The organism is Paenibacillus sp. 01T431 (assembly GCF_056398625.1).
Map to the genome: position 1 here is coordinate 231,317 of NZ_JBFTPT010000007.1, position 13,500 is coordinate 244,816.

At 46.0% G+C, this 13,500-nt stretch carries 12 protein-coding genes; 2 read left to right on the plus strand and 10 right to left on the minus strand.

Translation table 11 applies throughout. The features are described 5' to 3' along the window. Window positions 1-9 precede the first annotated feature (9 nt). Both AC1DM9_RS15150 and AC1DM9_RS15155 read left to right on the plus strand, forming a co-directional pair. Window positions 10-117: a carbohydrate-binding protein gene (locus AC1DM9_RS15150; RefSeq protein WP_477510765.1), complete on the plus strand. Its 108-nt coding sequence runs from the start codon at window positions 10-12 to the stop codon at window positions 115-117. 197 nt (window positions 118-314) lie between these two features. Further along, window positions 315-512, plus strand: a complete 198-nt coding sequence (locus AC1DM9_RS15155) for a sporulation protein Cse60 (protein ID WP_076268509.1) — start codon at window positions 315-317, stop codon at window positions 510-512. Between the two features lie 421 nt (window positions 513-933). Here the strand turns inward: AC1DM9_RS15155 and AC1DM9_RS15160 are convergent, their stop codons facing one another. The 10 genes from AC1DM9_RS15160 to AC1DM9_RS15205 all read right to left on the minus strand — a co-directional run bounded on the left by AC1DM9_RS15160 (window position 934) and on the right by AC1DM9_RS15205 (window position 13,480). Beyond that, a complete protein-coding gene (locus AC1DM9_RS15160) occupies window positions 934-2,289 on the minus strand; it encodes an LLM class flavin-dependent oxidoreductase (protein WP_477580786.1) in 1,356 nt (451 codons plus the stop codon). A 35-nt stretch (window positions 2,290-2,324) separates the two neighbouring features. Then, on the minus strand, window positions 2,325-3,146 hold the full coding sequence (locus tag AC1DM9_RS15165; protein WP_477580788.1) for an ABC transporter permease: 822 nt from the start codon (window positions 3,144-3,146) through the stop codon (window positions 2,325-2,327). Beyond that, on the minus strand, window positions 3,146-3,946 hold the full coding sequence (locus tag AC1DM9_RS15170; RefSeq protein ID WP_430056209.1) for an ABC transporter permease: 801 nt from the start codon (window positions 3,944-3,946) through the stop codon (window positions 3,146-3,148). Before AC1DM9_RS15170 ends, AC1DM9_RS15165 begins: the two co-directional genes overlap by 1 nt. 79 nt (window positions 3,947-4,025) lie before the next feature. Then, on the minus strand, window positions 4,026-5,051 hold the full coding sequence (locus AC1DM9_RS15175; protein WP_477580790.1) for an aliphatic sulfonate ABC transporter substrate-binding protein: 1,026 nt from the start codon (window positions 5,049-5,051) through the stop codon (window positions 4,026-4,028). A gap of 47 nt (window positions 5,052-5,098) precedes the next feature. Further along, complete coding sequence (locus AC1DM9_RS15180; protein WP_477580792.1) at window positions 5,099-5,875, minus strand: ABC transporter ATP-binding protein; 777 nt, start codon at window positions 5,873-5,875, stop codon at window positions 5,099-5,101. A gap of 231 nt (window positions 5,876-6,106) precedes the next feature. Continuing rightward, window positions 6,107-6,706 (minus strand): TetR/AcrR family transcriptional regulator, encoded by a 600-nt coding sequence (locus AC1DM9_RS15185; protein ID WP_477580793.1) that lies wholly within the window; start codon window positions 6,704-6,706, stop codon window positions 6,107-6,109. 144 nt (window positions 6,707-6,850) lie between these two features. Continuing rightward, window positions 6,851-7,672, minus strand: coding sequence for a class I SAM-dependent methyltransferase (locus tag AC1DM9_RS15190; RefSeq protein ID WP_477580795.1), 822 nt, complete (start codon window positions 7,670-7,672; stop codon window positions 6,851-6,853). Between the two features lie 41 nt (window positions 7,673-7,713). After that, complete coding sequence (locus AC1DM9_RS15195; RefSeq protein WP_477580797.1) at window positions 7,714-9,177, minus strand: stalk domain-containing protein; 1,464 nt, start codon at window positions 9,175-9,177, stop codon at window positions 7,714-7,716. Between the two features lie 20 nt (window positions 9,178-9,197). Beyond that, the gene (locus tag AC1DM9_RS15200) at window positions 9,198-11,720 is read right to left on the minus strand and encodes a FecR family protein (protein ID WP_477580799.1); all 2,523 of its coding nucleotides are present in this window, start codon (window positions 11,718-11,720) and stop codon (window positions 9,198-9,200) included. Next, window positions 11,717-13,480, minus strand: coding sequence for a CHASE2 domain-containing protein (locus tag AC1DM9_RS15205; protein ID WP_477580801.1), 1,764 nt, complete (start codon window positions 13,478-13,480; stop codon window positions 11,717-11,719). Before AC1DM9_RS15205 ends, AC1DM9_RS15200 begins: the two co-directional genes overlap by 4 nt. Window positions 13,481-13,500 lie beyond the last annotated feature (20 nt).

Below are 13,500 nucleotides of genomic sequence, written 5' to 3' on the forward strand. Positions count from 1 at the left end.
ATTCTCTATTTGTATTTAGGAGGGACATATGTCACTTATAATGGGGACACCTATGTAGCCAAATGGTGGACGATGGGAGAAAGACCTGATCAAGGAGGCGTCTGGAAAAAAAGCTAAACAACCCATGCAGCCGAATAGGGGCAGCTTCGTTATTTTAGCGAAGCTGCCCCTATTTTCTTTGTCTAAAATGGATCATTAAATCTCCCTGTTGACACTTATAGTACGCAATGCTATGGTGGACGTCAGAAGGCATTCTGCTATCGACGCGGGGTGCCTATCTGTATATTTATTTGGTAAGGGAGGACACAACGAATATGATTCAAGTAAAAGAATTTATTGATACGGATTCTGTTTTTGCTGAAAAAAGGGCAAATGAGTTTTTGGCAGAACTGAGCGACGATCAAGTCATTAATATTTGCTACGGCTCCATGATCAAAACAGCCACTTCAGGCAACACTTATCAGCGCAGCACTATACTTGTCGTTTATAAGCAAAGCAAAGAGAAGGAATAAAGAAAGCGGGTGATCCCATCATTAAGCCTCGTCAAGATAATCTAGAACATCATGAGACGCAGGGGAATGAGGACAAGGACATTCGAAACACAAAAAGAGATAAGTGGGAAATATTTTTCCGTATCCTTTCCTCCACGGCAGCATTTGGTTTGGTAGCTATCGCTATCGGCTATGTCACCTATTCATTTTTCATAAAATAGAGGCTGCTGTCTTGGAACCGTTATCACTTATTTTTAAGGTGGAGGTTTGCCATGAAATATTTTACTTATAATCGATGGTGTTTATTAAAGAGCGGAATATTCACAAAACCTTAGTCCCCCCTTCCCTGTAACAACGGCAAAGAAGCAAGCAGCCGTCGCCTAATCATGGCGCCAGCTGCTTGCTTCTTTGCGTTTTTTTCACTATTGCCTCTCAGCTCTTGTTACGCTTGTTCTTGTACCACAGGACGTTTGTTGCGGAAATGCCCTTCGCTTGGACGTTCAAGTCCAAGATGGTCACGAAGGGTATCTCCCGTGTAATCTTCACGAAACAGTCCGCGCTGCTGCAAAATCGGTACGACATAATGAACAAAATCGTCGAGTCCTCCAGGAAGAACCGGAGCCATGATATTGAAGCCATCGCAGCCATAGTCCTCAAACCACAGCTCGATAAGGTCAGCCAGCTGTTCGGGCGTACCAACAAACTGCAAATGCCCCCTCGCTCCTAGCATTCTGCTTCCAAGCTCTCGCATCGACAGCTTATCTTTGCGCGCCATATCCATAATAAGCTGAACACGGCTCTTCATGCCGTTGGATGCTTCAACAGGATCAGGAATATCCGGCAGCTGATCATCAAGCGAATAGCTGCTTAGATCTACGCCTAGGAATCCAGATAAGAAGCCGACAATATGGGCGGCAGGAATGAGCCCCTGCAGCTCTTGGTAACGCTGCTTCGCTTCCTCTTCCGTCGCACCAAGAATCGGAGAGAGGCCTGGCATGATTTTTAGACTGCCGCGTTCCCTTCCATAATCTCCAAGTTTGCTGTTCACACTCTCATAAAAGATTTTTGCCGCTTCCAGCGATTGCTGCGCCGTAAATATAACTTCGCCAATGCTGGCCGCAAAGTCTTGACCTGGACCTGATGAGCCTGCCTGAATTAGCACCGGATAACCTTGAGGAGATCTCGGCACATTCAGCGGTCCTTTCGTGGAGTACCATTCTCCGCTGTAATCAACTGGCCTTACTTTAGACTCATCGGCAAACTGACCCGACACCCGGTCAAGCACAAGCGCGCCATCCTCCCAGCTATCCCATAAGCGGGTTGTGGCATCCACAAATTCACGAGCCATCTTGTAGCGCAGGCCGTGCTCGGGATGTTTTGGCTGCCCGTAATTATGGGCTTCCAGATCAAGCTGCGAGGTTACAATATTCCAGCCTGCTCGCCCGCCGCTAATATGATCAAGCGAAGAAAACTTTCGCGCGACATTAAAAGGGGTGTTGTATGTAGTTGAGACGGTTGCAGTCAGGCCGATCTTCTCCGTAACAGCCGATAATGCGGATAATAGCGTAAGAGGCTCCAGCATGCCCGCTACCGCTTGCCCCACATTAGTGGCATACAGCAGATCTGCGAAGAAGAGCATGTCGAACTTGCCGCGCTCCGCGGTTTGCGCAAGCTTCTGATAAAACTTCACATCAAACATTCCTTCAACACCCGACTCCGGATGACGCCAGCCTGCATGATGATGGCCTGTATAATAAATAAATGCTCCGAGATGGAGCTGCTCCTGCCGTTTCCCCATAATCCGTTAACCGCCTCTCCAAACGATTCATTTTGTCATCCTTTATACGTATCTCGCCAGCGAAGCCATTTGGTTTCTAGCAGCCGAATGGCCGAATCCGACAACTTGCCAAATACAGCGAACAAAATAATGCCTACAAAAACAATTTCCGTTTGCGAGTATGCTCTTGCATCCTGAATCATATAACCGATACCTGCACTCGTCCCCATCATTTCTGCAACAACAAGCAGCAGCCATGAAGCGCCAAGCGATAGCCGTACGCCCAATAAAATATTCGGCAAGGCCGCTGGTATAATAAGCTTTGTTACCTGCTGAAGCTTCGTATATTGGAAAATACGCGAAACCTCATACAGCTTCACGTCCGTATTTCGAATACCAAGAAATGTGTTCACATAAACCGGGAAAAAGGCGCCAAGTCCAATAAGCAGCACCTTTGAAAACTCTCCGATCCCGAACCATAAAATAAACAATGGAATAACGGAAAGCAGCGGCACCGTTCTCAGCATTTGCAGCGAAGGATCAAGCGTCCTCTCCATTACCTTGCCAAGACCCGCCGATAAACCAAGCAGCAGCCCGAGCGCTCCGCCAAGAAGAAACCCAAAACCAGCGCGATAAATGCTAATACCGAGATGCTTCCCCATCTCTCCCGATTCACACAATGACACAAAGCTCTTCACAATATTTGACGGGGCCGGCAGCAGTGTTTCAGACAACAAACCAAGCCCGCTGACCGCCTGCCAGACAATCACAATGAAAGCCGGAACAATCCAGCCATGAAGCGGCTTTGGAATAACGCTTAACCAATCCCGACCAGCTGCCTTAACGCCCATTTCACGCGAAGCGGTTCGTTCTCTCATTACTTGCTGCCTCCTTTGTAGCTGTCCTGCCAATTTAACAGCCTCTTCTCAAGCAGCTTAACAAGTGAATCCGTCAGCTTACCGACTGCGGCAAAAATAATAATGCCTACAAATACAACCGAAGTAATCATGAGATAACGCGCATCATTAATCAGAAAACCAATTCCTGAGCTCGAACCCATCATTTCAGCTACAACAAGCCCAAGCCATGCCACACCGATAGAAAGTCGCACGCCAAGAAAGATATTAGGAAGCGATGCTGGAAGAACAAGCTTCGCAATCATTTGCCAGCGGCTAAACTGCAGCACACGAGCAACGTCAAACAGTTTGCCATCTACGGAACGAATACCAAGAAAGGTATTGACGTACAGTGGGAAAAAAGCACCTTTTGCAATCAATAACACTTTAGATGTCTCATCAAAGCCAAACCACAAAATAAACAACGGAGCTACGGCCAAATGGGGCAAAGTACGAAGCATTTGCAAGGAAGGATCAATGAGCCTTTCCGTCTTATAGGAGAACCCTACCCATAATCCCGCAGCTAAACCTAATCCTCCGCCCAGCAAAAATCCAAGCAGCGCACGTCGAGCTGAAATACCGAGATGATAAACCAGCTCACCAGATAAAGTTAAATGAACGAATTCCTCCACAATTAAGCCTGGTGTTGGCAGCAGCGTTGGATTAAGCTTCCCCATCATTCCAGCAATTTGCCAGATAGCTAATAAGCCGACTGGAAGCAGCAAACTGAGCAGCAGATTAACCGTTTGAATAGAGAGACGGCTCCTCGGCCGCCTCTTCATTACTTTGATGGGCTTATGCAATGCGCTTTCTGAGCCAGCTCCAACCATAAGAAACGCCCCATTCCTCTTGTTCAGTGTATTATTTCAACGCATCTTCAATAAATTTGTTATCAAATACGGTGGACACGTCGATTTTCTTGCGAATGACTTTAATGTCGAACTGGAAGTCTGCCGTCTTTTGCTGCTCTGCAATAATTTCATCCGATACAGGGATATTAATTGTCCTGGAGCGATTGAAGATCGCTTCAATTAATGCCGCAGGCACTTTACGCTCTGCCGCATAACGCTCGGTGGATTCGGCACGTTTATCATTTTCCCAAGCAAGCGCTTTGTTCCATACTTTCAGATACAAGGTAACTAGCTCAGGATAATCATCAGCAAATTGTTTTCTAACAATGTTGAAGGAAGGAGAAAGCACGCCCAGCTGTTCGCCGTCCGCAAGCACCTTCGCTTTATCCTGCAGCGTGTTCAGCGTAATGTTCGGCTCCCATGTCGCCCACGCATCAACCTTCCCCGTCTCAAAAGCAGGCTGTGCTTCATCCGGCTGCAGTTGAATAATTTCCAAATCCGATGCTTTAAGCCCCGCACCTTCAAGGCCGCGGTAAAGGAAGTTAAATGCGTTGCTCCCCTTGGCAACAGCTACCTTCTTGCCTTTTAAGTCAGCAACCGTTTGAAACGGGCTATCTTTAGGCACGATGATCGCGACATTGTTTTTGCCTTCGAGCGCCTGAGAAATGACTGTGAATTTAATGTCCGCAGCTTGTGCTGCAATGATCGGCATATTGCCAAGCCCAGCGAAATCAAGACGGTTAGAAGCAATTGCCTCTGTCATTGGAGGGCCGCTCTGAAATTCCGCGTACTCCACTTTCACGCCAAGCTTGCCAAATTCGTCTTCAAACCATTTCTCCTCAATCGCTTTGCCCATTAAACCGCCGCTGCCCTGATATCCAATCTTTACAGTAACTCCGTCATAGCTCTTTGCTGCTTTGTTGCCCGCGTTGCCAGTTTCTTTCTTGTCTGAATTTCCGTTGCCAGAAGCCGCGCAGCCGCTAATAAATACCGCTAATACAATAATTGCTGCCGTAAGAAGGCGTAATCTGTTCATCTTCATTCTCTCCCCGACGATCTTTATTTTTGGTGAAAAATAGTTTATTAAATATCCGCGCCTTGATCGATTTCCGGCCCCTCAACCTTCTCAAACTCACCCAGCACCTTGTGCCGCATCTCTTGAAAAGCATGGCCTGCTCGTTTCCGAGGATACAGCAAATCAATCGGCAATATTTTTCGAATATGACCCGGACGCGGATTCATAATGACGACTCGCTCGCCCAGAAATACCGCCTCATCCAAATCATGTGTCACAAACAACATCGTCGTTTTGTTTTTCTGCCAAATATCAAGCAGCACCTCTTGCATATGCGACCGAGTAAAAGCATCCAATGCGCCAAACGGCTCATCCAGCAGCAATATATCAGGACTGCGAAGCAGCGCTCTTGCAATAGCTACACGCTGCGCCATGCCTCCAGATAACTCACGAGGATAAGACTGTTCGAAGCCCTTCAGCCTTACAAGCTCGATGAGCTCATCTACTCGTTTACGAACCTCCGGCTTGCGAAGCGATAAATTTGCGGCTATATTTTTCTCCACCGTCAACCAAGGGAATAGCCTCGGTTCTTGAAAAATAAATCCTTTTTCTATGCTCGGTCCTTCAATCGGTTTTCCATTCAGCAATACCGTTCCTTCATAACCGGTATCGAGCCCTGCTACAATTTTGAGCAATGTGCTTTTGCCGCAGCCGCTCGGTCCAATAATCGTAATAAATTCCCCTTGTTTCACCTGAAGCCCAATGCGATCAAGCGCAATGACATCTCCCGAGGGTGTTGCAAATGTCTTATTAAGTTCATGTACTACGAGCATCTCCACCGCCATAAGCTGCCCCTCCTATTCAATATTGCATTATTAATACCCGATTACTTGGTATTATGGTAAAATAAAAAGACTTAACGCGTATAATAACTAACGTTAAATCTCCAGTGGTCTGGTCGATTCGCCCATATGTCAAACCTATCTACAATTTGAATGTTCATTCGGTTTGTTATGTTGCTTATTTTGCGGCATCATTTCAACTTTGTCAACATTTTTTTCGCATGCCTAAAAAAGCTATTTTTTGATCTCAAATAATCGAATAATCGCCTCAACATTCATCTCCACCTTCACCTCATAATCGGGCGGACGCTGGAGTGTCAGGCCTTGTATAAGGCTTACAAAATAAAAAGCAAGCTGCAAGGGATCTTCATCAATGATGATTCCCCTACGTATGCCGTCATTCATAATATCGGCGACAGGGCCTAGGTTTACTGTAAAACGATCCGTGATCGCCTTCTTAATGTCTGGCGGAGTAGACTCGGATAACCTTGCCGTATGCATAAGAATCGTAAACGCCCAATTTGTCTCCAATGAGAGCCAAGAGGCAAGCATTACCCTAAGTTTAGCGATCGGTTCCATATCCATGGCCGCTAAATCGGTTACATACTTCCCATAATTCGTCTGCCCCGAGCGCAGCACCTCGCTGAATATCTCTTCTTTCGAAGCATAGTAGTGATAGACATTACCCACACTAACCTTTGCTTCTTTCGCTATATCTTGAATGCTCGTTAATTGAAAACCATTAATCGCCATAACCTTCAGGGCACAATCAAGAATATGCTGCATCTTTTTTTCACGCATCATTTTATCTTTTTCTACATTTCTAGGTGACAAGCTAAGTCCTCCTTACAATAAATCACACTTAACCTGCATTATACATGCAAATACGTTTTGCGGTCATTTTAGCAATAAAAAAAGAAGGCAACCTTGTCCTCACGACAAGACTGCCTTCTGCACCATTTAAGCGCTAATAATGCTCTATTTTACACCTATCCGCATGCGGTAGCTGAACATGACATCAAGCGTTCTTCCCGCAAAATAACGCTCGACACTGCTGCGATAGCTCTGCAATTGCTCTTCCAGCGCCATCGAGCCAAGCTTGAAGACCGCTTGAATGCCGCCTTGGCTAATAGCCAGACCAATATAACGCTCTGCGTCGCAGCGCTCCATGTTATGGAACACGATTTCTTTGGAGAAACGGAAGAGACCACTGTTATGGATTTGTGTCAAATGCTGTTCCTTATCTCGTTTGATCGCTTGATCCTTCTCTGGGATATGAGCAGCAATAATCTCCTCAGAACGATCCATAAGCTGCTTATATTCTAATTCGACAGCCCAGTGCAGCGTAGGAGGCCAATCGCAATCATAGGCGGCAAATACACCTTCCGGCTTCAGAACGCGGGCAAATTCAGAGAGCGTGCTGACGGGCTCCATCCAATGAAATGACTGCGAGCAGGTTACAATATCAACACTGTCCGCATCTAAATTAAGCTGGTCAGAATACCCTTTGATGAACGAAATGGACTGATCCTCGGGGAGCTTAGACAAATGAGCCAGCGCTTTGCTTCTCATATCGTCATTTGGCTCAAAACCTATAATTCGCTCCGCATTCCCGAGCCATATAAAGGAGGACAGCCCCGTTCCGCATCCAACATCCGCCACAACGCTTGGCACTCTTCCCAAATAGCTTGTCAAAATATTTACAACTGCGGCAGGGGCTTTCGGACGATGCTGGTCGTAATCATTTTGAAAGCCTGAGAAACGGTCTACATTATTTTGCGAGCGATTTTCCAAAGTCATTGTACAGCCTCCATTCCAGCGATAGGGAATTTTGCTACTTATTACTCACTACTCATAATAATAGCATTGTATTCACTATCAAAAGCAAACAAAAATGAAGCGGCGTCAGCTAAATATTGCGCATCTACGTATAAAGCGCCTTTTTCAACAATAACCGTATGCTTCGCATTTACTTTTAGCGAAAGCTTCCAGTTGTTTTTGGTCAGCTGCACTTCCTTGGCCGCAGCATTCCACTTTATGTTCGCTCCCCATGCACCAAAGACAGCTCTCACAGGAAGATATGTTTTTTCTCCGCTCTTAAAAGGCTTTTGCACAGCAGTGAATTTCACTTGCTTGTTATCCAGCCATACTTGAATATCTTTGCTCGCCGGCAGCAGCTCCGTACCTGCAATCAGCTCTTCTTTCGTACGAATAGGATTGAGAGCCTTAGGGTTCACCGTCAGCACCTTAACGCTATTGTTTAACGTGTCGGCTATATACAGTTTACCGCTCAAATACAGCAAGGAAGACGGTTGATTGAACTGCGCTTGTTCAACCTCTCCAACTTTATCGCCAGGCGTACCTTGACCTGCAATTGAAATGACTTTCCCATCCGCTTGCAGAGCACGAATTCGGTTATTCAAGCTGTCTGCAACAAACAAAACTCCATCGGCAAATGCCAGCCCGCGCGGCCGATTAAACCGCGCTTCAGCGCTTATGCCATTCCCATAGCCGCCTGCCATATAACCGGTAAGCGCATCGACAGCTGTCGGTTTTCCAGCTACCGTCTTGACCTTGCCATCATAAATATAACGAATAAGATGATTGCCGCTGTCAGCTACATATAAGCCGCCCTTATCGTCGAACACAAGTCCCATCGGTTCATTAAACAAAGCTTGCGCTGCGCTTCCGTCCTTGTACCCGCCTATTTCGCCGGCAACTCCAGCAAAGGTAGATGTTACGCCTTCGGGAGTAATGACACGAATGACATGGTTTAGGGAGTCTGCTACATAAACATTGTCTTTGCTGTCTATTGCTAGTCCCGTTGGGGAGTTAAACTGCGCATCGCCAAATTTGCCGTCTTTATTTCCTGGCTTGCCATTGCCCGCAGCCGTGTATACTCGATCGTTTACAATTCTGCGCACAACGTGATTGTCGGTGTCACTTACATAAATGACACCCTTGCTGTTCACTACAGTAGAAGACGGTTGATTGAACGTTGAATTGGCAATCGTCCCATCGAAATAGCCCGCTTCCGTCTTTGTCGTAACAGGAGTAAGCTTCCCATTTTGCCATTTGCTAATCTGATTGCTGCCCGAGCCTACAACAATGATGCTCCCATCAGGGGCAGAAGCCAGCCCCCAAGGTTGGCTTGCTTTCTCGATGACATTGGAAACTTTAGCGACGTTCTCCGTCTCTCTTATTTCTACTGGCTGCTCATTCGCCGCGAATGCTGTTGCATGAAACGAAACTAGCATCGTCGCAAGCGCTGTGCTTGCTGCTAGCCATTTAATATTGCTTTTCATAGCATTGCTCCTTTCGATATTTAATCTATAGTTATTGGCCTTATAATATGGAAGGGAATAATTATCTCGTCAATTTGTTCCTCTTTTTTCATAATGGGTATTGTGATATTTCCCTCGCCTCTTGCTAGTTCCATACTGAAATAAGACCCTTTAAGTATGAGTTTTATATATACACCATCATTCTCGAGCTCATATGCATCGCTCTCTAGCGGCGTATTTTCAAACCCAAAGCAAAATGGCTCTTCCGCACACAAATTTCCATTAATCATTATCTCTCCCAGTTCATAACCATGTGTGTAGATGAAAAGCTCCTTATCCTTCACTATAACGGGCCTGTTCTCAAAATCTACGTATCTAGGAAAGGCAGTTACTTTGCTATCTAAAGAGAAATGCTGCTCGTTTTCTTGAAAATCACCATTAACTAGGTTCTTCAAAGCATTCGGTATTACATACACATCAATATTTGAGTTGTATGCAATGGGATCTTTAAGCTTTACAATGAGCTGCGTTTGATTATCTTGGTCAACAGCAACACTCTCAATATCCGCTATGTGGAGGGGCAGCTCCGCATTTCTACATGTTCTGCCCTCTGGAAGCTCTACCGCGTCGCATTTATAAATTACCAAACCATCTTTTGGAGAATAATTCCCAAAAGCAAGGCTCGTAGTAAATGGAAGCACTAACGTATACTCATCCTCCATAAATGCCACATTGGATAAAGCCTTCGGAGGATTAGCTACCCGTACCGTAATATCAAGCTCTAGAAAGTTTTCAACCTGACCATTACTGCCATTTTTCAAAGAAATACTTAAGCGATATGCTCCAGGCCGTAAATTGCCTTCGGCAAAATAATTTCCTTTTAACATAACATTCGCCGTATCAGGACCAGTCATGCTAAATAGTAAGGCACCGCTAAGGTTATATTCAAAAAACGGGTAACACTCCTCCGTTTCTTCCACTGGGCAAACTCTAGTTATTCTGATGTACGGGGAGTTCCCCTCAGAAGGCCATTCAGGCATTCCATAACCAAAAGTTCTAAAGGATATATTTGTGTAGTAATCGGTTTTCCCTAAAATAAATTCAATTGGCGGGTATTCACTGTTATTTATAAATTGAAACCCTTGTTCCATTTCTCCTCTTGCTGTAACTTGTTCATTCGTCTGCACATCATTGGTTTCCGAATTTTTTAATTTATTTTCATAGACCGTTATACGAATGATAGAGCCGTATTGCACAGCTTCTTTTAATTTAACCACCAGCTGATTAGGTTCAGATGGATGTATATCAACCGTCTCAACGATATCTAGACTTTCAAATTCACCAGCGTCATCCTGACGCACCTCAAATTTGACGATATTTGTACTAGAATCATTAAGAGCAAGTGTTGTCGTAAATGGCAAAATAAACGTTTTGTCATTTTTCATATACGATTCTAAATGATTATAAAACATCGTTAAATCTAGCGTTGGCGGCACAGGTTCTGGCGTTGGTGTTGGCGTCGGTGACGCCGTTGGTGTTGGCGTCGGTGACGCCGTTGGTGTTGGCGTCGGTGACGCCGTTGGTGTTGGCGTCGGTGACGCCGTTGGTGTTGGCGTCGGTGACGCTGTTGGCGTTGGCGTCGGTGACGCCGTTGGTGTTGGCGTCGGTGACGCCGTTGGTGTTGGCGTCGGTGACGCCGTTGGTGTTGGAGTCGGTGACGCCGTTGGCGTTGGCGTCACGACTGGGTTGCCGCCTCCACCGCTGCTGCCGCCTGTTCCCGCATTGTCCTCATATACAATAGTAGAGTTGGTTTGTGAACCTCCACTACCGCCTGCAGCTGCCGCCGCTTCCTCTTGTTTTTTCTTTTCAATTAGTGCTTTAACTTGCTCAATTATTGCCTTATCCGCTTTGGCGTCCTTTTGAAGCAGCAGAAGATAATGCTCCAGGCCGACCAACGGAAGATCGAGATAATTCAGCTTTTCCTTTACTCCTGCCCCATCTTTATTCAGTGGCAGCTGTTCATTCGGATTAACCGTCGTCTCGTCCGTTAGCCCTAGCCCATGCTTCGTTTTTACTGCGCCTTCAAATACACCCAAGTAGCTCTCGTTATTCTCATACGTAACGGTAAACTGCGTCCCCATAACGCCCATAATGGCAGTTGGCGTCTCAATCTCAAACCTAGAATCGCCGTCAAGCTTCTTCTTAATCGTGACAAGAACCTTTCCCTTCAGCAGGCTTAGACTCGTTTTGCCGCCCAGTGCCTTTGCACTTTTGACCAGTTCACTCACAACAAGCGTGGTATCCGTGCCAATCGTGACTTCTTTATCGCTGTCCAGGTCCATCGTTATTTTCCCATCACTGCCGGTTAGTATCGTATCGCCTTTTGTTATAGCCATTCCTTTAAAAGCATTAAATTTCTTGGACCCGCCGCTCTTTTTCACTTCCGCTTTGCCTGAAATGGTCGTTATTTTCCCCGCCTTTTCCGTATCCTTCGCAAAAACAGATGTCGGCATAATAATGGCCATGACTAGCAAAGTCACAAAAACTAGCTTTAACGTCTTCATTTTAGTCCCTCCAATTCATAGATTGAGATGCCCTGTTCTTTTCCTTTTACCTTGATCTCGCCCAGAGCGTTCGCAATAACACGATCTTTAACCACCTGATAGACCGCATCGCTCATAATTATTTGTCCTGGCTTTGCATTGCTCTCCAGCCTAGCTGTCGTATTAACCGTGTCTCCAATAGCGGTGTAGTCCATCCTGCTCTTCGAACCTATGTTGCCGAAGACGGCTGGCCCCGTATGAATGCCAAGACCAAACTTCACACCAAAGCCAAATCGTTCAATTAACTTGCGCTCCAATGCAGCTGAGCCCTCTTTCATTGCCCACGCCGCTTCCACCGCTCGCATTGGATGGTCTTCAAGAAGCAGCGGCGCATTGAAAATCGCCATGGCTGCATCACCGATAAACTTATCCAGCGTACCTTCGAATTTAAAGATGCAGTTGGCGGCAAGATCCAAGTATTCATTTAGTATTTCAACGATTTCCTCCGGCTCCGCCTTCTCTGAGAGAGGCGTAAAGCCGCGAATATCGACAAAAAGCACAGTTAACTCACGGCGCGTTCCGCCCAGTTTTAGGCCCTCTTCACCATTTTTCAAAATCTGGTTAACGACCTCAGGCGCCACGTATCTGCCGAATATATCCGTCACTCTGCGCCGCTCCAGCAATTCCTCTACGTAATGGAACCCAACAACAATGATGCAACTAATAATCAGCAGCGGCACCACATAGCCGATTGATATGATGATTCCCTGACCGTACAAGTAGCTGCTTCCTACTACAAACGCGACAAGAATAACCGCAACCGCCAAAAACGAGATAAGCATATTCCACTTCCGGAATAAGAAGTAGGCAAGCGAAGCCGCAAGGAGCAAAATCAGCGCATTCCATTTCCAATTAAGCTCATGCTTAAGATCATTTTCGAGCAGAGCCTGTATAATGTTCGCGTGTATTTCCACCCCGTACATCATTTTTTTCACCTGCAATGGCGTCAGGTACTCATCCTTAAAGCCCGTGGCATACGGTCCAATAAGCACAATGCGATCCTGAAAATAATCCGCAGGCACATCCCCGTTCAGTACAGCAGCGTAAGGAATCGCTTCATATTGCCCCGGCCGCTCCGTATAGGGAATATGAAACTGTCCAAATGCATCAAGTGGAAGCATATCCGCACTTACACTTTTGCCGAGGCGCTCCATGTACATTTTATAAATTGTCCAAGAAAAGCTTTCGACCTGCTCGCCTTCATACATAAAACGATATAAAGAGTTGCGTACAACGTGGTCGCGGTCCGGTATCGTGTTGATATGTCCAACCGCCGCTGCCGCCTCCTTAAGTGCCGGAAACGGCTCGGATATTTCAAGTGCTTCAATTGCGCCCTGCTTGGCTGAAGCTTCAAATGTTCCATATACGGGAAAAACGACATTGCCCGCATTTTCCACTGCGCTGATTAGCGCTTCATCCGATGATGAATCATCTGCCGACGGTGCAGGAAAAGTGACGTCAAACGCAATAACTGCGGGTTTTCCTTCGGAGAGCATATCAACCAATTGAGCATGAACATTTCGATTCCAAGGCCAGCTCCCAAATTCACTCACACTTTCATCATCAATAGCGATAATCGCAATTTGAGTTTCGACAGGGCTTTCCTTTTGCATAAAACGATCTTGGAAAAAATAGTCCATTCGATCAAATGTTCCTCTATACAGGAAGAAAATAACCAGTACAGCAAGCAGGCCCATAATATGTATAAGCTTTATTTTCATAATATCCTCCTTTCCCTTCT